This is a genomic window from Mycobacterium shunyiense (assembly GCF_058270075.1).
The window spans coordinates 90,195-110,266 of record NZ_JBZDPU010000026.1 but is presented as its reverse complement, the minus strand read 5'-3'; the positions used below and the strand labels follow the sequence as shown (position 1 = coordinate 110,266).

Genomic DNA, 20,072 nt, shown 5'->3' with positions numbered 1-20,072 from the left:
GTCTTCAACGGACACTGGTCAACTTCCCATCCTCGGCGGAGATCGACGGGACGCGGTGCGCGGCCCGCAGGAACTGGCCGGTGCGCTGCTGGCCCACCAGGTCGGTCAGCGCACCGTCGGCGAACACGGTGCGTCCGCCGACGAGCACCGCGGTGACGGTGTCGTCGTTGCGGTTGACCATGCGCGACAGCCCGCCGTATTGGTCGACGGTCTCCTCGGCGTACGCATCGAGCGAGTCGTCGAGGTGCTCGGGATCGACGATCACCACATCGGCGCGGTCCCCGATGCGTAGATGGCCGGCGTCGATCCGGTACCAGTCGGCGAGTTCACCGGTCAGCCGGTGCACGGCCTGCTCGATCGACATGAACGGCGTACCGGCCTGCTCAGCGTCGCGGACGTGCCGCAGCAGGCGCAGTCCCATGTTGTAGAAGGCCATGTTCCGCAGGTGGGCGCCGGCATCGGAGAAGCCGAGCTGGATACCCGGATCCCGGGCGAGCTTCTTGAGCACCTCGGGACGGTGGTTGGAGATGGTGGTCCGCCAGCGGAGCGCGGTGCCGTGCTCGAGCACCAGATCCAGGAAGGCGTCGACCGGATGCAGTTCGCCGCGCTCCTGCCCGACCTGGCCGAACGTCTTGCCGACCACGGATTCGTCAGGGCAGGCGACGATCTCGGCGTCGAAGAAGTCCCGGTGCCAGACCCGCACGCCGAACTTGCTGTCGTAGTCCTTGCGGAACTTGCGCCGGTAGGACTCGTCGCGCAGCAGTTCGTTGCGCTCGACCTCGTCACGCAGATGCAGAGCCGCTGCGCCGGAACCGAATTCCTCGAACACCACCAGATCGATACCGTCGGCATACACCTCGAACGGCACCGGCAGATGCTGCCAGCGGAAGTTGCCGCCGAGTGCATTGGCCGCCTTGGCCAGTGGGCCCATCATCCAGATCGCATAAGGGTTGGCCTTGATGTCGGCAGCCGAGAGCAGGCTGGTCTTCAGTTGCTTGCGGAACAGGCCGAGTGACTGGGCCACCTGCGAGGCCAGGTTGAGCGGATTCTGGATATCGGGACCCGACTGCAGCACCCGGCCGGCGCGCCGCAGCATCGACTTGAGCCGGCGGAGCTCGCGGGACTTGGCGTAGGTGGACGGCAGCGTGCGGGATCGGCAGGTGTCGCCGTCGATCTTGTCGAAAAGCAGTTGCTGTGAGGACATCCCGACGAAGCCCGCGTCGAGGGCCTCCTTGAGCATCTGCTCCATGCGGGCCTGTTCGGTGGCCGTCGGTCGCTGATCCTTGCGGGTCGCCCGGTCGAGTCCCATCACCGCGGTCCGCATGTCGGAGTGCCCGATGAAGGCGGCCAGGTTGGGGCCCAGCGGTAGTGATTCGAGTGCCGACACGTACTCGTCGCAGGTGGTCCACGTCTTCTTGTCGTCGACGGCGGCGATCACCTGGTCGCGCGGGATCGCCTCGACCCGGCCGAACAGGTCGCCCGCGTCGACGCCGCCGACGTGCACGGTCGACAGCGAGCAGGACCCGAGCATCGCGGTGGTCACGCCATGGCGCAGCGACTCCGACAACGACGGGCCGCCCAGGACCTCGACGTCGTAGTGCGTATGGATGTCCAACATGCCGGGCATGACCCACTTGCCGGTGGCGTCGATGACCTGAGGGCAGTCCGTGTCGTCGAGAAGGTCCGGGGAGATGGTGACCACGTGCCCGTCACGAATTCCGATGTTGCGCACCGCTGACGGGGCTCCGGTGCCGTCGAACCATCGGCCGTTGCGAATGATTGTGTCGAAGCTCACCCAGTCATAGAACAGTCCCGTTGGTGGCAGTGTCAATGAAAATGGTGAACAGATTTGAAAAAATGTCTACTGAACGCCGACGGCGCGGTCTGACCAGGGGTTATAGCGGTGCCCAGGCATCCGGTACCCGTCCGTCGAGGTCGGTGAAGCCGTATTGGCGCGCCAGTGCGGCCGAGCTGACGGAACGTTGATTCCACTGCGCCCGGTGCGGGTCGGCCGCCACGGCGGCGACGCCGCGGCCGACGAAACGGGGGGACTCGGATTCGGCGAATCCCGGCGGTGCGGCCGGGTAACCGTCGGTGCGGGCGAGGTCGAGTGCGCACCGCCAGTTGGCCTCGTTGACGCCGTAGTTGTCGAGCATCATCTCCGAGCGCAACCATCCCGGCGTGACCGCGACCGCCGTGGCGCCGAACGCGGCGAGTTCGTGCCCGTGGCTGAACGCCAGTCGGTTCACCGCGTTCTTGACCAGGTCGTAGAACACCGACAGTCGTGGGTTCTCGGCATTGAATTCGGTTGTACCATCAGTGATTTCCACCAACAGCCCACCAGGACGGTCGGCGAGCAGCGGTAGTAGGCAGTGCGACGTGATCAGGTGCGTGTCCAGTCCGAGACGGAGCATCCGCAACCCGTCGTCGAGGTCGTGCTGCCACATCGGCCGGCCCCAGGTGTCCGGCGGTCCCTTGAGCACCTCGGCGCCCCAGATGTCGTTGACCAGGATGTCGATGTGGCCGTAGTCGGCCTTGAGCCGCCCGGCCAGCTTGCGTACTTGCGCCACGCTGAGGTGATCGACCTGTACTGGGACGCCCGAACCGCCCAGTTCCGTGACCAATTCGGCGGTTTCCTCGATGGTTTCGGGCCGGTCATAGTCGGAGTCGCGGCTACCGCATCTACTGCTGCGGCCGGTGCACACCACGGTCGCGCCGACCTCGCCCAGAGCCGCGGCGATGCCCCGACCCGCGCCACGGGTGGCCCCGGCGACGACGGCGATGCGTCCGCGCAGCGCCTCCGGGTCGGGTGTCCAGGCCATCCGATGAGTATCCCGCCGCGCGCAGTTCTATAGCTGCAGTTCGGCATTTCAGCCCATACTGGCTGAGGTGACTCCACTTCAGCGCTACATTGCCGAGGAAATCGCGACCGATCACCTCGACGGACTTTTGTCGCGTCGTGAGGCGCTGCGCCGGCTGGCGCTGCTGGGAATCGGTGCGGCCGCGGCAGCCTCGCTGATCGCCTCCTGCGGCGAGGCGAAGGAGCCGGCGCCCGCCACCGCCCCCAGCGCGCCACCGGGACCGGCACAGCCGCCGGGACTGCAAAATGCGCTGCCCACCACGCCCGTCAGTTGGTCGGGCCCGGCGGGGGAGTTGCAGGGAGCCTGGGCCGCCGCGCCGGAACCCAGAGGCGCGGTGTTGGTGATCCACGAGAACAAGGGGCTCACCGACCACATCCGTTCGGTGGCCGGAAGGTTCGCCGGTAGCGGGTACTCGGCACTGGCGATCGATCTGCTCTCGGGCCAGGGCGGCACGGCGGCGTTCGCCGACCCGGCGGGTGCCACCGCTGCGTTGAGTCGGATCGAGCCGCCGCAGTTGATTGCCGATCTGTTGTCCGGCATCGAAGAGGTACAACGCCGCGTGCCGGGCCACAAGGTCGCCGCTGTCGGTTTCTGCATGGGCGGCGGGCTGGTCTGGCGACTCCTGGCGGCCGGTACGCCGGCGCTGGCCGCCGCAGTGCCGTTCTACGGCCCGGCTCCCGACGATCCGGATTTCAGTGGTTCCCGTGATGCCGCGGTCCTCGCGTTCTACGGTGCCCTGGACCAGCGGGTGAACGCGAGTGAACCGACGGTACGCGCGGCGTTGGAACGCGCCGGCATGGTGCACGAGCTGATCACCGAACCCGACGCCAACCATGCGTTCTTCAACGACACCGGCGAGCGGTACAACCCCGCGGCCGCGACCGATGCCTGGCGCCGGATCCAGGACTGGTTCGGGGCGCATCTGGCCTGATCCCCGGGCTTGTTCAGCGGCTGTTCAGGCCCCGGTTGCGGCGTCGTTGTTGACCGCACACGCGGCCCGGTTCTCATCGTGACATGCGGGTTGTCCAGGTTGCCAACTTCTATGGCCCGCGATCGGGTGGTCTGCGCACCGCGGTCGACCGCCTCGGCGCGGAGTACTGCGCGCTGGGCCACGAGGTTTACCTCATCGTTCCGGGTTCACATCCGCAGCGGCACGTCCTCGGCAGCGGTGTCGTGCGAATTTCCCTGCCCGCCAGGCTCATCCCGTTTACCGCGGGCTACCGCGCGGTGCTGCCGGGCCCGGTGACCGCGTTGCTTCAACAGCTCGGTCCGGATGCGATCGAGGTTTCGGACCGGTTGACCCTGCGGTCGCTGGGACCGTGGGGCCGCAGGCATGGGGTGGCCACCGTGATGATTTCGCACGAACGCCTGGACCGGCTGGTCGGTCAGGTACTGCCGCGATCGGCGGCGGTCATGGTGGCGGACTTCGCCAACCGCCGCACCGCGGCGAACTACGACGCGGTCGTGTGCACGACGGGTTTTGCGCGGGAGGAGTTCGACCGCATCGGTGCGGACAATGTGGCGACCGTGCCACTCGGGGTGGACCTCGAGCAGTTCCACCCACGGCGCCGGTGCGCCGAGATGCGCAGGCGCTGGGCTGCGCCACAGCAGACCCTTCTGGTGCACTGCGGCAGGTTGTCGGTGGAGAAGCACGCTCATCGAAGCATCGATACCGTTGCCGCGCTCCGTGATTCGGGCGTAGACGCGCAATTGGTGGTCGTCGGGGAGGGTCCGTTGCGGGCCCGACTGGAGAGACAGGCCAGCGGGTTGCCGGTGGCCTTCACCGGATATGTCGGTTGCCGCGACACCGTCGCGACCATCCTGGCCTCGGCCGACGTCGCGCTGGCACCGGGCCCGCACGAAACGTTCGGTCTTGCCGCACTGGAAGCGCTGGCCTGCGGAACTCCCGCGGTGGTGTCACGGACGTCGGCGCTGGCCGAGATCCTCACCTGCGACAGCGGAGCGACCGCCGACAACGACCCACGTGCCATCGCACAGGCCGTCACCTCCGTGATCGGCCGGCCCGAACCGCTGCGGCGCAGCAGAGCGCGTCAGCGTGCCGAGCAGTTCACCTGGCCGCGGTCGGCGGCGGGAATGCTCGACGTGCTCGGGGCCGGGTAACAAGCCGGGTTTTGCGCACGCTGACGCCAGACCTGGTCTGCGGCACCGTGCCGGCCTATGTTCCGCGGGTCATATTTGCGCACGCTGCCTGAAGGACGGTCGAGCATGTCCGAAACCACCACAGCCCCAGAATCGTTGGACTATCCGCCGCCTGCGGCCGGGCGCCAACTGCGCGGCAACCTGGGAGTGGCCTCGATCGTTTTCATGGTGGTGGCCGCAGCCGCACCACTCGGTGTGATCGGCGGGGTGGTGCCCTTGGGTATCGCCTCGGGCAACGGAGCCGGATTCCCCGCCACGTTCATCGCAGCCACGCTGGTGTTGTTGCTGTTCGCGGTGGGTTTCACCGCGATGACTCCGTATGTCGACGAGGCGGGCGCCTTCTTCTCCTACGTTCGTCAGTCGCTCGGGCTGCCGGCCGGCATCGGTATCGCATTCGTGGCGCTGGTCAGCTACGTGGCGTTGGAGGCGGGTGTGTATGGGCTGCTCGGCCCGGCGGGGGCGAGCGTCGTCGAGCTGGCGGGTGGGCCGACGCTGCCCTGGTGGGCGTTCGCCGCGGTGGGTTTCGCCGTCACCACCTACCTCGGATACCGCAACATCGAGCTGTCCAGCCGCGTACTCGGCGTGCTGTTGACCGCCGAGATCGCGATCGTGCTGGTGCTGGACCTGGTGATCGTGGCCAACGGCGGCGAGCACGGCTTGTCCTCGGGCATCGTCAACCCGAGTGCGATCTTCTCCGGGTCGCTGGGCATCGGGTTGTTGTTCGCGATCATCAGCTATGTCGGATTCGAGGCGACCGCGATCTTCCGTGACGAGGCCCGCACTCCCGAGCGCACGATTCCCCGGGCCACCTACCTGGCGCTGATCCTCATCGGGGTGTTCTACGCGGTCACCAGCTGGGCATTGATCTCGGGCTGGGGCGACGAGCAGGCCGTCGCCCGCGCCACCGACTCAGGCTCCACCTTCCTGGGCGACACCGCGCACCGCTACATCGGCACGGCGGGCGCCGACATCATCACGGTCCTGTACTTCACCAGTCTGTTCGCCTGCATCCTCGCCTTCCACAACGTGGCCTCGCGCTACGTGTTCGCGCTGTCGCAGCGTGACGTGCTGCCCGCGCGGCTGAGCCGACCGCACGATCGGCACGGCTCACCGCATCAGGCCTCGCTGTGGATCTCCGGGGTCGTGGCGATCAGCGTCCTCGTGGCGGTGGTGTTCGGGCTGGACCCGGCCGCCCAGTTCTACACCTGGTTCGCCGGGGCGACAACGGTCGGTGTGGTGCTGCTGATGATCGCCACCAGCGTGGCGGTCCTGGTCTTCTTCGCACGCGACCGGCACGGCCATTCAGTGTGGCGGGTGCGTGTCGCCCCCGCGCTGGGTCTGGCCGGGCTGCTGGGCGCACTGGTGCTGATCCTGACCAACCTGAACGACCTGGTCGGCGGTTCCAGCGTGCTGGCCTGGGTGATCATCGGTGTCCTCGTCGCCGCGTTCACGGCCGGTGTGGCCGTGGGTCGCCGGGTCGGCTGAATCCGGCACATCGCACCCTCGGTGGGGCCGATAATTGTCTGCGGTCTCAGACGATTCCCAGGGGGTGCCGGATGTATCGACTCGCAGTGTTGGTCGTGTCGCTGTTCCTGCTCGCCGGCACGACTGTTGCCTGTGGGCAAGCCAATTCGCCATCCGATCACGGCCGGCATTCCGAGGCGGTCACCACCAGTCCGGGGACGGCCATGCCGACCGGCCCCGTCATCGCGATCGAAGGTATGGGATTCAGTGCACTGGGGCCGGTGGCGCCGGAAACCGAAATCACGATCCTCAACAAGGACGAGGTCGAGCATTCGGTGACGTCCAGGACCAAGGGCGCGTTCGACGTCCACGTCGACGGCAAGGGACGGGCGACGCTGACGGCTCCGCAGGAGCCGGGGGAGTACCCGTTCTACTGCCTCTATCACCCCGCGATGCTGGGCACTCTGACCGTCAAGTAGACGCTGCGCGGCTGGGCCAGGCCACCGGCATGCGCTTGATGCCGTGGATGAACGGCGACAGGAGTCGGTCGGGTTCCTCGGTCACGACGATGTCGGGCAACTGGCGGTGCAGCTCTTCGAACGCCACGGTGATCTCACGGCGCGCCAGATTTGCTCCGAGACAGAAATGCGCCCCACCGCCACCGAATCCGAGGTGAGGGTTGGGGTGGCGGGTGACGTCGAACATCCACGGATCGGCAAACTTCGACTCGTCGCGATTCGCCGATCCGTACCAAAGCGTCACCTTTGCGCCGGCGGGCAGCGGTGTCCCGCCCAGCACGGTGTCCCGGGTGACTGTCCGGCGCATGTAGCTCACCGGCGACGCCCAGCGCACGATCTCCTCCACCGCTGTGGGGGCCAGCTCGTCGTACCGCGACCACCACTTCTGCCGCTGCTCCGGGTAGCGGGTGAGCGCGAGCACGCCATGGCTGATGGCATTGCGGGTGGTTTCGTTGCCCGCGACCACCAGCAGGATGAAGAACGAGGCCACCTCGGCCGAGGTCAGCCGTTCCCCGTCGACCTCGGCCTGGACCAGGCTGGTCGTCAGATCCTCGGTGGGCGCCGCGCGTCGTTCGTCGGCCAGCGCGGTCGCATAGGCGCCGATGTCCGTCGCGACCGTCACGAACTCGTCGAAATCGGTGGTCAGGTCCGGGTCGCCGAATCCCAGGATCACGTTGGTCCAGTGGAAGATCCGTTGGTGGTCGTGTTCGGGGATACCCATCATGTCGCAGATGATCTGCAGCGGTAGGGGGCCGGCGAGCTCGGTGACCAGCTCGGCGGTCCCGTCGGGATTCCTGGCCACCATGTCACTGACCAGACGCCGGGCCCGGTCACGCACAGAATCCTCGATCAGCGCCACCACCCGCGGCGTGAACGCGCTGCGCACGATGTTGCGCAGCCGGGTGTGACGGGGATCGTCCAACGCGATCATCGAGCCGAAATACTCTGCCAGTTCCGGGGTTTGATCGCCGATGGTGATTCCGGAGGCGGAGCTGAAGATGTCGGGATGGCGACTGGCGTGGAAGACGTCGTCGTACCTGGTCACCGCCCAGTGCCCGGCGCTCTCCGGGGAACCGTCGAGGACGCAGGCCCGGTGGAAGGAGATCGGGTCCTCCCGGCGCAGCACACCGAATGCGCCGTCCCGGACATCGTCATCCTCCCGCCAGAACTGCCACGATCCGAGGTCGATCTCCGAGCGCGGCACGTCGCCGGGACGCGCCCCATTGATCCGCGGTGCGATACCCACCCCGCCAGGGTAGGGCCGCGCGGACCCGGAAAACGGGTAACGCTCGGATCAGCCGTGGCGATACCCCTCTGGGGTGCACGCTTCGCCGCTCGCAGCCAGGTGAGTTGCAAGGCGTTGCGGCGCCGGGCCATTGGGGGATGGCCGGCGCCGGGGTCACGAGACTGTAGGAGGTTCAGGTATGAAACTGGCCAAGTTCGTGGCGGGAGCGCTGACAGCCGGCGCGTTCGCAATGGGCATCACCGGACTGGGGGTCCCGGTGGCGTCGGCGTCGCCCGCTGTGCCCGCTCCGCTCAAGCCGGGGCACGGTAACGACGACTGTTTCCCGTTCTGCAACGGTGGGCCGCCCGGGCATGATCGCGACTTCGACAGTCGCGGGCGTGGGCCCGATCGCGGCCCTGACTTCGACCGCCGCGACCATTGGGACGACAAGGGTCCGTGGTGGGCGAACAACCGGCACGACTGGTGGGACGACCGCCGGGGCGCGCCGCCGTGGGGGTGGGGACCACCGCCGCCGTTCCAATGGCGGGGCGGCCCGCTTCCACCGACCATCAACTACTGGGGATACAACTTGAACCCAGTGTGGGACAACGGGTTCCGGCAGTGGGGTGTATGGCTGTTCGGCGTCTGGGTCCCAATCCTCGGCGTCGGCTGATGCCCTGTCAGTAGCGGTCAGCCGCTTTCGCGGGTGGGTCCCTCGTCACCGTCCTGATCGAAGTCATCCTGATCGTGACGGACGACGCGGACCCGCCCGTGGGGCAGGCACGCGGCGTAGCCGTGGTACTTCCCGTACAGCTCCCACGATGTCCGGTTCTCCTCGGGCCGGACATCGATGCGGTGGCCGTCGGAAAAGCTCAGGTGGAGGCTGCCGTTGTCGTCCCAGTCCGCATGTGTGCAGCGCTGCCCCGCGAAATCGAAGAGTGGCCGAACCTCGTTACGCAGTGACCGCGGGTCCAGCGACACCACTTCCGAGGCGTCGGCACCGATGGCCGGCAGCGTCAGTTCCAGCGGGACCGAGATGACCAGTTCGTTGTAGTCATCGAGGTTGAGCACCAGGCCATCGCGAAATGCGATCCGCTGGACCAAGCACCCTTGAATCCATTGTTCGCTCATTGTCTTACTCTGTACCGCCGGACGACCGGGCACAAGAGGCGCTCGCTCGGTGTTGCGTCAATCATGGATGACATGGGAAACGTCCGATGAAGGTCCGGTTCGGTGTGGGAGTGGGCGCCGACACGGCCCCGGACGAATTGGGCGGCATCGTCGATCACCTGGAGAACTCCGGGGTCGACTCACTGTGGTTCTCCGAACTGGTCTACACCCCGGCGGTGGATCCGTTCATCGGCATGGCCTACTCGCTGGCGCGTACCCGGCGGTTGAAGGTCGGCACCTCGGTGGCCATCCTGCCGGGCCGTCATCCGGTGCTGGTGGCCAAACAACTGGCTTCGTTGGCGGCACTCGCGCCCAAGCGGGTGCTGCCCGTATTCGGGCTTCATTCGGCACTGCCCGCCGAGCGGGACATCTTCGTGGTTCCCGACCGCCGCCGGGCCGCGGTGTTCGACGAATCGCTCGAGCTCTTGAGATCCGTTTTGAGCGGCCACGACGTGTCGTTCGAGGGGGAGTACTTCACCGTCCGCTCCGCACAGGTGCAGCCGCTTCCCACCAAACCGATCGACATCTGGCTGGGCGGATCGGCGCCGGCCGCGCTGACCCGCATCGGCAGACTCGGCGACGGGTGGCTGGGCAGCTTCCTCACCCCGGACGAGGCGGCGGTGGCGCGCCGGGGCATCGAGGCCGCGGCGGAGGCCGCGGGCCGGACCATCGAACCCGACCACTACGGCATCAGCCTCGCGGTGGGCGACGGCGAACTGCCGGCCGAACTGCTCGCCGCGGTGCGTCGCCGCAGGCCCGACGTCGACCCGGCCGAACTGGTGGCGGCGGACTGGCCCGACCTGCACCACCAGATCGACGGTTATCTGGCCGCCGGCCTTACCAAGTTCGTGATCAGGGCGGCGGGCCCCACCGATCGCGCTGCGTTCCTGGACCGGTTCACCACCGAACTGTTGCCGCGGCAGGACTGAGGCCGGTCTGCTTTTGAACCGGAGAGTGTCAACAGTCGTGTCAGGGGGTATGTGCAGGCCGAGCGTGCGCTGCGCCCTGAGCGAAGGAGACTGTCATGAGGATGCGACTTCGATTTCCGCAGTTGCGCCCATCGGTCATATCCGTGCTGGCCGGCCTGCTGTCCACGATCGCGATGGTGTCGGCGCTGGTGCTCGCGCCGACCGCAGCCGCCGACGACCGGCTGCAGTTCACCGGCACCACCTTGTCGGGTGCCCCGTTCAACGGGTCGAGCCTGGTCGGGCGGCCGGCAGTGCTGTGGTTCTGGACGCCGTGGTGCCCGTTCTGCAATGCCGAGGCACCGTCGCTGAGCCAGGTCGCGGCGGCCAATCCACAGGTCAGCTTCGTCGGTGTGGCGGCACATTCCGATGTCGGGGCCATGCAGGGGTTCGTCGACAAGTACCACCTCAACTTCCCCAACCTCAATGACGCCGACGGGTCGATCTGGGCCCGCTACAACGTCCCGTGGCAGCCGGCCTACGTCTTCTACCGCGCCGACGGGTCGTCCACGTTCGTCAACAACCCCACGTCGGCGATGCCGCAGCAGGAACTGGCCGATCGGGTCGCGGCCCTGAAGAGCTAGCCGCCCGGCGTGCCAGACAACCTTGTGGGGTTGGCGTTCGGCGCCGGACTCGTCGCGGCACTCAATCCGTGCGGTTTTGCACTGCTGCCCGGGTACCTGGCGCTGGTGGTGCGGGGCGCCTCGCCGCGAGGGCCGGTGAACGCGCTGGGACGGGCGTTGGTCGCCAGTATCGTGATGACCGCCGGATTCGTTGCCGTGTTCGGCACCTTCGGGCTGCTGACGGTCGCCGCCGCAAACACGGTGCAGCGCTACCTTCCGTACGTCACCTTGGTCATCGGGATCATCCTGCTCGGGCTGGGGGTCTGGTTGCTGGCCGGTCGCAGGCTCGGGTTGCTGTTGCCCGATGCGGTGGCGGGCCGCCCCGGCTGGGCGCCCACCGCACGGCTGGGCTCGATGGCCGGTTACGGCGTCGGCTATGCGCTGGCATCGCTGTCGTGCACGGTGGGCCCCTTCCTGGCGGTCACCGGTGCCACCCTCGAATCACACACCGCACTGCACCGGGTGGCGGTCTTCGGCGCCTACGCAGGGGGTTTCGCCCTCGTCGTCGGCGTGCTGGCCGTGGCCACGGCGCTGGCCGGCACCGTCGTGATCGACCGGTTGCGCAGCGTCGTCCCGTACATCAGCCGGATCAGCGGAGCCCTGCTGATCGCCGTCGGCGCCTATGTCGCCTACTACGGCTGGTATGAAATCCAATTGTTCGGCGCCGCAGGAAATCCCGCTGACCCGGTGATCGCAGCCGCCGGACGCGTCCAAGGCGCCCTGGCGGGATGGGTACATCGGCACGGCGCATGGCCTTGGGTGCTCGCCCTGCTGACACTGGTCGTGCTCGGACTCGGGTGGCGTACCCGGCGGGTCAGAGTCGCCGCGAGAACTCGCCACGCACGTCCGGCCACGGCGGACGACGCACCATAGCGGCCGTGGCCAAAGTCGCTGCCACCAACCCGATCAGTTCACCCAGCAAGGCGATTCGCGTGTTGTCGACGGCGGGCACCCAGGTGGGTTTCCCGTCCTTGACGACGAAAATCCCCAGCGGCCTTGAGCTGGTTCGCCCGCTGTCGGACCGGTGCCGGACCTTGCTCACCGGTATCACCGTCGCTCCATCGGGCGTCAGGTACGGGTCACCGAACACCCGCGAGGTGGTCGCGGTATCGGTGGAGATGCTGTCGAGGGCATCGGGCAGGCGCATGCCGGGGGATCCTTCCTGTCAGCGGTCGAAGTCGGACTCGTCGTCCAGTGGTACGGCGATCGCCTGATCGATCAGGTCGGCCTCGGTGGCATCGGCATCCGTCGAGATCCGCACCCGGGGCAGTTCCGACAGCGCGTCGTCCTCGTCGTCGACCCCGATCGGTATCAGTTGTTCCACGACGTCGGCCTCCGGGACGTCGTCGGCGAACTCACCACGCTCAGCGTGTGTCATGGCCTGACATTACCGCCGCGGGTATCCCGGCACAGCCCGGACGGAAGAATCATTGACCGGCAACGGAAGTGAGCGCGGCGCGAATGTCTTCGGGGACCGACCGCTTGGCCCAGTCGTCGGTCGAGACCACCACATAGACGTTCCGTCCGCACACCCGGGCGTGCTCGTCGCCCGTGGCGTCGGTGCCCAGCACGGTGAAGCCGATGGTGAAACTGGTGGTGCCGATGCGCTCGCACCCGACGGCGATCCGCACCGGCTCCCGCCACCGAACCGGAGCCCGGAAATCGATCTCGGTGTGCACCACCTGCATGTCGATGCCGTTGGCGATCAGCTCGGTGAAGTTCACGCCGAGGTGGTCGAACAGCCCGGTGCATGCCTCGTCGAACCAGGTGAGGTAGTGGCCGTTGAACACCACACCCTGCTGGTCGATCTCGGCGTAACGAGGAACGATTCCGAAGCTGTACTGGGTCACGTCAGCACCGTAACCGACCGTCGGGAGACACTTGCCCGGTGAACCTGGTGACCCTCGACGACATCGACGCCGCCGCCCGGCGGATAGCCCCCGACATCGCGCGGACCCCGCTGCTGGCGGCCGGGTGGTCAGATGCTGACCGTCCGTTGTGGCTGAAGCCGGAGAATCTGCAACCGATCGGCGCCTTCAAGATCCGCGGCGCGTTCAACGCGCTGGGCCGGCTCGCTCCCGAGGTCCGGGCAGCCGGAGTGGTGGCCTACTCCAGCGGCAATCACGCCCAAGCTGTGGCGTATGCGGCTGCGGCGTTCGGTGTCACCGCCCACATCGTCATGCCCGAGGAGACCCCGGCCGTGAAGGTGGAGGCCACCCGGGGCCACGGGGCGCAGGTCGTGTTGTGCGGGGCGGGGGAGCGTGAATCGGTCGCTGCCGAACTGGTCGAGCGCACCGGCGGTGTTCTGGTGCCGCCGTTCGACCATCCCGACGTGATCGCGGGACAGGGCACCATCGGGCTGGAGATCGCGCAGGATCTGCCCGAGGTCGCGACAGTCCTGATTCCGATCAGTGGCGGTGGTCTGGCCTCCGGGGTGGGCACCGCGATCCGCGCGTTGTGCCCGCGGGCCAAGATATTCGGCGTGGAGCCCGAACTCGCCGCGGACGCCGCGGAGAGTCTGGCCGCCGGCCACCTGGTGGAATGGCCTGTAGCGCAGCGTAACCGAACCATCGCCGACGGCTTGCGTGCGACGCCGTCGGAGCTCACCTTCGCTCACCTGCAACGGGTACTCGACGGTGTGATCACGGTGAGCGAGGACGAGATCCGTTCGGCAGTACGGGAACTGGCGCGTGAAGCACATCTGGTGGCCGAACCCAGCGGTGCCGTGGCACTGGCCGGATATCGCACGGAAGCCACGCCGCCGGGGCCCACGGTCGCGATCGTCTCCGGTGGAAACATCGCGCTACCGTTGCTGGCCGAGATCCTCTCGGACAGTCAGTGAACACCTTCCATCAACCTGCTGATCCGCGGTGACATCAGCAGCACCACGACCCCCGTGAGGATCGCCACCACCCCGAGCGTGCCGAAGTAGGCGAATTCGCGGGCCGGGTCGTAATGCTGGGCCAGCACCCCCGACATCGCCGTGCCAAGCCCTACCGAGAAGAAGAACAGCGCCATCATCTGGGCCCGGAACGCCTCTGGGGCAAGCTTAGTCGTGACCGACAGGCCGATCGGTGACACCAGCAGCTCGGACACCGCGAACACCACCATGATGCCTGCGACCAGTAGCGCGGGCACCACCTTGCCCTGGTGCGGCGCTGTCGGCAGAAACAGCAGGAATGCGGCGCCCATCCCGATCACCCCGTAGCCGAACTTGCGCGGTGTGGTCGGCGCCCGGTTGCCCAGCCGGGTCCACAGGACCGCGAACAGGGGCGAGAGCAGGATGATCCAGACGGGCTCGATCGACCCGATCCAGTTCGACGGCGCGGTCCAGCCGAAGAGAGACCAGTTGACCCGCTCGTCTGAGTAGACGGCCAACACCGTGAACGTCTGCTGGAACAGCGACCAGAACACCGCATTGGCGATGAACAGCGGGATGAAGGCCCGGACCCGGATCCGTTCGGTGTCTGACACTTTGGCGCTGGTCAGCATGACCGTGAAATACAGCACCGAGGCCACGGCGATCACCGCGGTGGTGATCTGCGACAGGTTCGCGAGTTTGACCAGGTGTGCCGAGAACAGCACGCCCACGGCCACAGCCGACGCCGCCACGACGGCGAGCACCTTTCGGATGGACCGCGCCGGCAACGGGTTCGCCACGACACGTCCGTGGCTTCCGAGGTTGCGCCGGAACATCACGTACTGCGCCAGCCCCAGCGCCATACCGACCGCCGCGGCGCCGAAGCCGTAGTGGAAGCCGACGTGTGTCTGTAACAATCCCGTGGCCAGCGGTCCGACGAAGGCGCCGAGATTGACGCCGAGGTAGAACAGCGTGAAGCCGCCGTCGGCGCGCGGGTCGTTCAAGGCGTAGAGCGTGCCCAACAGCGAGGATGCGTTGGCCTTGAGTGCGCCGGACCCGAGCGCGACGAGCACCAGGCCGACACCGACGCCGGCCAGATCCGGAATGACCGCGAGAGCGATATGGCCGGCCATGACGACCACTCCGCCGTAGAACACCGTGCGCTCCATGCCCAGGACGCGATCGGCGACCCAGCCACCCAGCACGGTAGACAGATAGACCAGACCGCCGTAGGCGCCGACGATCCCGGTGGCGGTGGTCTTGGGCAACCCGAGCCCGCCGTCGGCGGCCACGTAGTACAGGTAGTAGCCGAGGATGGTGAGCATCCCGTAGAAGGAGAAACGCTCCCACATTTCCACCCCGGACAGGTTGGCCAGTCCCAGCGGATGGCCGAAGAACGTCCGGTGTCGCGGAGAATTCTGGACTTCCTGCATGCGTCACCACCTTGCCATGCCGACGGACCGGTCGACCGAAATTGACGGGCCGGACGGCAAACTATGACTGCGTTGTGTACTGGCGATTCTGCGGCACAGCACATTTCGTCGCACGTGGTGAAAGGTCACCGGTGGTGCAGGAGATGGGAATGAAGCTGCCACCGGGTAATGTCACCGTGAAACGTTTGGACGACGGCCACACTTTTCGGGGGTGCATGTGGACGCGGTGCTCGGTGTGTCGTTGACACCGTCCACCGTCGGTCTGGTCCTGGTCGAGGGCTGCGAGGCCGACGGAGCGACCGTCGACCACGAGGCGCTCGACATTCGCGGCCTTGCACCCGCGCGTACCGATGACATCTGCGCCGACGTCGTGAAGGCGGTTCGGCGTGTCGAAAGGGTTGCCGCAGAACGTGGTTTGCGGCTGGCAGCCATCGGCGTCACGTGGAGTTCGGGGGCGGCCGCCGAGGCCGCGGTGCTGCTGAAGAAGTTCACGGACGCCGGATTCGCCGATGTGATCCCGGTCCGGTTGCCGCACGCGACGGACGCGTTGGCTCGGCGCGTTGCCGGCATCGTCGGATTCGACACGACCGGCGTATGTGTGCTGGAACCCGATGTCGTACAGGCGATGACCGTCAGCGGCGACAGTCCGGTGCAGACCACGGTCAGCCGTGGCATCGAGACCGTGGCCGGTCTGACGGCCTGGCTGTCAGAGATGTTCGATGCGGCGGACCCGCGCCCTGATGCGCTGGTCGTCGTGGGGTCCGCCGTCGACCTGGACTCGGTTCTGCCGAAACTGGAGCAGGCAGTGGCGGTGCCGGTGTTCACACCTGCCGAACCGGGGTTGCCGTTGGCCAGGGGAGCCGCGTTGGCTGCGGTCCGCAGGAGCCGATGGGCATCCGACGACAGCGCGGCCAAGGCCGGATGGCGCTGGCCCCCAAAGCAATTGACGCCACTGGCGATATTGGTCGGTGGAGTGCTGGCCTTCGCGGTGTCGCTCTCCCTGGCGATCGGCCAGCAGCTGTTGCCCGGTTCGGAGCCGACACCCCACAAGAGCACGCGTCCGGTGGTGAGCACATCGGGGGATTCGGCCTCCGTGCAGCAGACCTCGGCGGTCACGTTTCCGGTGCCCCCGGCCTCGCCCCTCGAAGCCCCGCCGGTGCTCGAACCGGTGGTAGAGGACGCCCCGCCAGAGCACGTCGTCGATCAATCCACCACGGAGCCACCCCAGAACACCGGCGAGCTGATGGCGCCTCCTGCGCCCGAGCTGGAGGCGATGCCGTCCGAGCAGGCGCCACCGTTGCCCGAACAAGTCCCGGCTGCGCCACCGCCGGAGCCGGGCCAACAGCCCGTGCCCGAGAGCCAGGTGCCGCCGCCACCGTCCTCGCCATCGGAGGTGGCACCGCCCCCACCGCCGGCCCCCGAGGTGGCGCCCTCAGCGCCCTCAGCGCCACCGGCGCCGCCAGAGGCGGCACCGGTGCAACAGACGGCAGCGCAGGCTCCGGTGACCGAACCGGTACCGCCTCCGGTGACCGAACCGGTACCGCCCGCGGCCGAGCCGGCCCCGGCCGCGACAGAAGTGGCGCCACCGGCACCTGAGCAGCTGCCGGCCCCGGCCGAGCCTCCGGTGCCGGTTCCCCCCGCGCCCTGAGCGCTGTGACGTTGCTGAGACTCATGCCGGGGCGCCGATGGGCGCGGTGAAACATTCTGAGTTGCCCGGCCGATGAGTTCACCATGGGCAACCCACTGCGCCACCGCCGACCTCGAATTGCCGTCGCCACGCTGCGCCTAAAAGGTGCACCATCGGCGCTCACCTACACTGGTGGAATGCTGACCGCCCCATCGTCGTCATTCGGAACCGTTCGAGCGTCGGTACTGAAAGTGTTTGCGGCGATCGGTGTCGCCACCTTGGCTGCTGCGAGCACGGTGAATGTGGCATCTGCTGCGGTGAGCACGCCTGCACCCGGTGTGAAGATCGAGCCCGCCTCCGGCTCGGTGGTCGGCGTCGCCATGCCGCTGACGGTGACGTTCGCCGATCCGGTGACCGATCGCGATGCGGCACAGAGCAGCCTGAAGATCAGCTCTCCCGAGACCCCCACTGGCACCTTCACCTGGCTGAGTGACGATGTCATGCAGTGGAAACCGGATCAGCTGTGGCCGGCTCATTCGAAGATCTCGGTCACTGCCGGCGGCGCGAAGACGAGTTTCGAGACGGGGGCCCAGGTACTCGGTGTCGCCGACATCGATGCGCACACCTTCACGGTCAGCATCGATGGCACGGTGGCCCGCACCATGCCTGCGTCGATGGGCAAGCCCAAGCACCCGACCCCGATCGGGACCTTCACCGCGCTGGCCAAAGAGCCTGTCGTGGTGATGGATTCGCGCACGATCGGTATTCCGCTGAGCGACCCGGAGGGGTACAAGCTCACCGTCTACGACGCGGTTCGCGTGACTTGGGGCGGTGTCTACGTGCACGGGGCGCCCTGGTCGGTGGGATCTCAGGGCTACGCCAACGTCAGCCACGGTTGCATCAACTTGAGCCCCGACAACGCCGACTGGTACTTCAACACGGTGCACCTGGGCGACCCTATTGTCGTGCAGGCATAGCCGCGTGCAGGTTCTTCGAGGTCGGTGAGGTGGATACCGTCGCCAGGTCGGGGTAGGTCCCCAGGACCCGGTCCGCGGTCCCGGCGGTGGTGACCGTGAACCAGTAGTGCTCGTTCTTGTAGTGGTGCTGGCGATGGTTGCGCCAAACCGCACGGTAGGCGGGGCTTTTCGGCTTGTAGTCACTGTGGATCAGGTAGTGACACCACTCGTAGGCCAGGCCGAGAACGGTCAGCAGGGACAGAAACGTCAGCCCCAGACCGAGTCGTGGAAACACCAGGAGGGCTACGGCGACTGCGACGGGCAGAATCCACAGCAGTGCGCGCCACGGGATGAAGATCAATGGGATGTCACGTGGATCGACGTGGTGCAGCCGGTGGTCGCGAGCCAACAGCGAATCCAGTGTGATCGGGCCCAATCGCCTTGGGCGCCAGTGCAGTACGAAGACGTGGACGATCCATTCGAAGAACGGGAACGTCACCAGCATCACCGCGGGTACGAGCGCGTCGGTGGGTTGCCAGTCTCCGACGGCACACCGCGCGGCGACGCTGACGATCAGCGCGGTGCCGATCATCCAGGGGGAGGGGTGCTTGACGAACTCCCGTGCTGCGTCGGCCAACGTGAAAGCATTGCGCGTCATCGGGTTTCCTCCAATGCCTCGAGTGCGCCCATGAGCGCGTTGGTGGCAGGCTCCAGCAGGTCCTGAGCCGCGAGCCGGGCTGCGGCGGGGTCACCCGCTTCGATGGCCTCGACGATGCGGCGATACGCCTCGGGACGGCCGACCTCGGCGGCCATCATTGTGGCCAGCGCCGGCAGCGCGGGCTCGTAGGTCTGCCGAAGGGTGTTGTACATCAAGCGGAATGCGATCGAATCCGCACCGTCGACGATCAGATCCCAGAAGCCGAGTGCCTGACGTTGTTGCTCGACCGGGTCCGGTTCGGCCGCCAGGGCATCGACCGTGCGGCCGAGTTGCGCGATCACCTCGGACGGTGCCCGCTCGGCGGCCAACTCGGCCACCTTGGGTCCGTTGTGCAGCCGGGTTTCGAGGATGCTGCGAACCACGCCGACGTCGAGTTCGCCTGCGCGCAAGAGGAGCCGGGGCAACAGATCGAGGCCCGCATGCTTGCGGAAATCCCGCACCGTGGTCGAGTCGCCCTGCCGAACCTCGACCAGGCCCGCCTCGGTGAGCCGCTTGATCGCCTCGCGCACAGCCGGGCGGGACACGCCCAGCACCTCGGCGAGGCGGCGTTCACTGGGCAGGGGCTCGCCGGGCTGCATCTGCCCGTTGAGTACCTCCGCGACGATCTGCTCGAACACGTCCTCGGGTACGGAGCGACGGTTCACCGGTTGTAGCGCCATACGACCCACCTTGCCCGGCCTGGGGGTCAGAGGTCAAGTGGTCAGACCACTAATTTTCACCGCAGTGCGGCCGCGGTCTCGGCGTCGGCCGGCAGAAACGCCTCGATGCTCAGTTCCGCGGCGGTCAGGTCCAGGGCCGTCCCGAAGGTGGTGACCGTGCTCAGGAAGGTCAGTACGGCGCCGTCGGGCGAGGTCAGTTCCAGTGGGACGACCACTCCGCCGAGATCTCGTACCGGTTCCATCCCGCCCGGGTAGGACTCGATCTCGGCAAGAAGGGCGGCCAGCTCGGCTGATCCGCTCACGGTGACCTCCCGGCGCAGCCGGCTGATCAGGTGGTGGCGCCACTCGGCCAGGTTCCGGATGCGCGGCGCCATGCCCTCGGGGTGCAGGGTGATCCGCAGCGCGTTGGGCCGGGCCAGCAGATGCGGTGCGACACCGTCCAGCATGACTGCGGTACCGGCGTTGGCCTGCAACAGATTCCAGGTGCGATCGACGACCACGCAGGGAAACGGGTTGTAGGCGTCCAACACTCGGGCCACACCGTCGCGCACACCCGTCATCTCAGGGTCCTCCAGAGTCCGCTCGGCGTAGACCGGTGCCAGCCCCGCAGCGAGGAGCAGCTGGTTCTGATCCCGCAGCGGCACCTCCAGTGCCTCGGCGAGCCGCAGCACCATGGCCCGGCTCGGTACCGACCGCCCGGTTTCGATGAAGCTGAGGTGACGCGCCGAAACGTCGGCCTCGATGGCCAGGTCCAGCTGACTGATGCGGCGGCGTAATCGCCAGTCGCGCATCAGCGATCCGATAGGTGTCTGGGTTGCCGCAGTCGTCACCAT

Annotated in this window: 22 protein-coding genes; 11 read left to right on the top strand and 11 right to left on the bottom strand. The window is 67.4% G+C overall.

Annotated elements, in window-relative coordinates; translation table 11 throughout:
* Positions 1 to 4: 4 nt before the first annotated feature.
* Complete coding sequence (locus AC4ELH_RS27145; protein ID WP_498887800.1) at positions 5 to 1,795, bottom strand: N-acyl-D-amino-acid deacylase family protein; 1,791 nt, start codon at positions 1,793 to 1,795, stop codon at positions 5 to 7.
* A gap of 100 nt (positions 1,796 to 1,895) precedes the next feature.
* Entirely contained in the window at positions 1,896 to 2,822 is a 927-nt protein-coding gene (locus AC4ELH_RS27140) for an SDR family oxidoreductase (protein WP_064879924.1), read from the bottom strand.
* Between the two features lie 67 nt (positions 2,823 to 2,889).
* Here AC4ELH_RS27140 and AC4ELH_RS27135 point away from each other — a divergent pair, with 67 nt between their 5' ends.
* The 4 genes from AC4ELH_RS27135 to AC4ELH_RS27120 all read left to right on the top strand — a co-directional run bounded on the left by AC4ELH_RS27135 (position 2,890) and on the right by AC4ELH_RS27120 (position 6,964).
* Positions 2,890 to 3,792, top strand: coding sequence for a dienelactone hydrolase family protein (locus AC4ELH_RS27135; RefSeq protein WP_448447188.1), 903 nt, complete (start codon positions 2,890 to 2,892; stop codon positions 3,790 to 3,792).
* Between the two features lie 83 nt (positions 3,793 to 3,875).
* On the top strand, positions 3,876 to 4,982 hold the full coding sequence (locus AC4ELH_RS27130) for a glycosyltransferase (RefSeq protein ID WP_064879928.1): 1,107 nt from the start codon (positions 3,876 to 3,878) through the stop codon (positions 4,980 to 4,982).
* Positions 4,983 to 5,087: 105 nt separating this feature from the next.
* The gene (locus AC4ELH_RS27125; protein ID WP_448447189.1) at positions 5,088 to 6,506 is read left to right on the top strand and encodes an APC family permease; all 1,419 of its coding nucleotides are present in this window, start codon (positions 5,088 to 5,090) and stop codon (positions 6,504 to 6,506) included.
* A 71-nt stretch (positions 6,507 to 6,577) separates the two neighbouring features.
* Positions 6,578 to 6,964, top strand: coding sequence for a cupredoxin domain-containing protein (locus tag AC4ELH_RS27120; RefSeq protein ID WP_498887797.1), 387 nt, complete (start codon positions 6,578 to 6,580; stop codon positions 6,962 to 6,964).
* Here AC4ELH_RS27120 and AC4ELH_RS27115 read toward each other — a convergent pair.
* Entirely contained in the window at positions 6,957 to 8,249 is a 1,293-nt protein-coding gene (locus AC4ELH_RS27115; RefSeq protein ID WP_448447193.1) for a cytochrome P450, read from the bottom strand. The genes AC4ELH_RS27120 and AC4ELH_RS27115 overlap by 8 nt on opposite strands.
* A 178-nt stretch (positions 8,250 to 8,427) precedes the next feature.
* Between AC4ELH_RS27115 and AC4ELH_RS27110 the strand changes: the two genes are divergently transcribed.
* Positions 8,428 to 8,901, top strand: a complete 474-nt coding sequence (locus AC4ELH_RS27110) for a hypothetical protein (protein WP_064879934.1) — start codon at positions 8,428 to 8,430, stop codon at positions 8,899 to 8,901.
* A gap of 17 nt (positions 8,902 to 8,918) precedes the next feature.
* On the opposite strand, the gene AC4ELH_RS27105 is transcribed toward AC4ELH_RS27110, so the two are convergent.
* A complete protein-coding gene (locus AC4ELH_RS27105; protein ID WP_064879936.1) occupies positions 8,919 to 9,359 on the bottom strand; it encodes a DUF6188 family protein in 441 nt (146 codons plus the stop codon).
* Positions 9,360 to 9,445: 86 nt separating this feature from the next.
* Between AC4ELH_RS27105 and AC4ELH_RS27100 the strand changes: the two genes are divergently transcribed.
* From AC4ELH_RS27100 to AC4ELH_RS27090, 3 genes are all read left to right on the top strand, one after another.
* On the top strand, positions 9,446 to 10,327 hold the full coding sequence (locus tag AC4ELH_RS27100) for a TIGR03854 family LLM class F420-dependent oxidoreductase (protein ID WP_498887794.1): 882 nt from the start codon (positions 9,446 to 9,448) through the stop codon (positions 10,325 to 10,327).
* Between the two features lie 173 nt (positions 10,328 to 10,500).
* Complete coding sequence (locus tag AC4ELH_RS27095; RefSeq protein ID WP_498887823.1) at positions 10,501 to 10,947, top strand: protein disulfide oxidoreductase; 447 nt, start codon at positions 10,501 to 10,503, stop codon at positions 10,945 to 10,947.
* 9 nt (positions 10,948 to 10,956) lie between these two features.
* Positions 10,957 to 11,859, top strand: a complete 903-nt coding sequence (locus AC4ELH_RS27090) for a cytochrome c biogenesis CcdA family protein (RefSeq protein WP_498887792.1) — start codon at positions 10,957 to 10,959, stop codon at positions 11,857 to 11,859.
* On the opposite strand, the gene AC4ELH_RS27085 is transcribed toward AC4ELH_RS27090, so the two are convergent.
* The 3 genes from AC4ELH_RS27085 to AC4ELH_RS27075 are packed head-to-tail and all read right to left on the bottom strand — an operon-like array spanning position 11,801 to position 12,836.
* Positions 11,801 to 12,133 carry a hypothetical protein gene (locus AC4ELH_RS27085; protein WP_448447201.1) on the bottom strand — a complete coding sequence of 111 codons (333 nt, stop codon included), beginning with the start codon at positions 12,131 to 12,133 and terminating at the stop codon, positions 11,801 to 11,803. The genes AC4ELH_RS27090 and AC4ELH_RS27085 overlap by 59 nt on opposite strands.
* 18 nt (positions 12,134 to 12,151) lie before the next feature.
* A complete protein-coding gene (locus tag AC4ELH_RS27080; protein WP_064879944.1) occupies positions 12,152 to 12,364 on the bottom strand; it encodes an Rv3202a family protein in 213 nt (70 codons plus the stop codon).
* Between the two features lie 49 nt (positions 12,365 to 12,413).
* Positions 12,414 to 12,836, bottom strand: coding sequence for an acyl-CoA thioesterase (locus AC4ELH_RS27075; protein ID WP_498887789.1), 423 nt, complete (start codon positions 12,834 to 12,836; stop codon positions 12,414 to 12,416).
* A 38-nt stretch (positions 12,837 to 12,874) separates the two neighbouring features.
* On the opposite strand from AC4ELH_RS27075, the gene AC4ELH_RS27070 reads away from it, so the two are divergent.
* On the top strand, positions 12,875 to 13,828 hold the full coding sequence (locus AC4ELH_RS27070; protein ID WP_498887787.1) for a threonine ammonia-lyase: 954 nt from the start codon (positions 12,875 to 12,877) through the stop codon (positions 13,826 to 13,828).
* Here the strand turns inward: AC4ELH_RS27070 and AC4ELH_RS27065 are convergent.
* The gene (locus tag AC4ELH_RS27065) at positions 13,822 to 15,279 is read right to left on the bottom strand and encodes a peptide MFS transporter (RefSeq protein ID WP_498887785.1); all 1,458 of its coding nucleotides are present in this window, start codon (positions 15,277 to 15,279) and stop codon (positions 13,822 to 13,824) included. The two genes, AC4ELH_RS27070 and AC4ELH_RS27065, sit on opposite strands and share 7 nt — an antisense overlap.
* A gap of 211 nt (positions 15,280 to 15,490) precedes the next feature.
* Between AC4ELH_RS27065 and AC4ELH_RS27060 the strand changes: the two genes are divergently transcribed.
* Complete coding sequence (locus AC4ELH_RS27060) at positions 15,491 to 16,927, top strand: DUF7159 family protein (protein WP_498887783.1); 1,437 nt, start codon at positions 15,491 to 15,493, stop codon at positions 16,925 to 16,927.
* 176 nt (positions 16,928 to 17,103) lie between these two features.
* Entirely contained in the window at positions 17,104 to 17,883 is a 780-nt protein-coding gene (locus tag AC4ELH_RS27055) for a L,D-transpeptidase (RefSeq protein WP_064879952.1), read from the top strand.
* Here AC4ELH_RS27055 and AC4ELH_RS27050 read toward each other — a convergent pair.
* The 3 genes from AC4ELH_RS27050 to AC4ELH_RS27040 are packed head-to-tail and all read right to left on the bottom strand — an operon-like array spanning position 17,864 to position 20,072.
* Positions 17,864 to 18,520 (bottom strand): sterol desaturase family protein, encoded by a 657-nt coding sequence (locus tag AC4ELH_RS27050; protein WP_498887781.1) that lies wholly within the window; start codon positions 18,518 to 18,520, stop codon positions 17,864 to 17,866. The two genes, AC4ELH_RS27055 and AC4ELH_RS27050, sit on opposite strands and share 20 nt — an antisense overlap.
* Positions 18,517 to 19,239: a FadR/GntR family transcriptional regulator gene (locus tag AC4ELH_RS27045; protein WP_498887779.1), complete on the bottom strand. Its 723-nt coding sequence runs from the start codon at positions 19,237 to 19,239 to the stop codon at positions 18,517 to 18,519. Before AC4ELH_RS27045 ends, AC4ELH_RS27050 begins: the two co-directional genes overlap by 4 nt.
* 56 nt (positions 19,240 to 19,295) lie before the next feature.
* On the bottom strand, positions 19,296 to 20,072 hold the full coding sequence (locus AC4ELH_RS27040) for a helix-turn-helix domain-containing protein (RefSeq protein WP_498887777.1): 777 nt from the start codon (positions 20,070 to 20,072) through the stop codon (positions 19,296 to 19,298).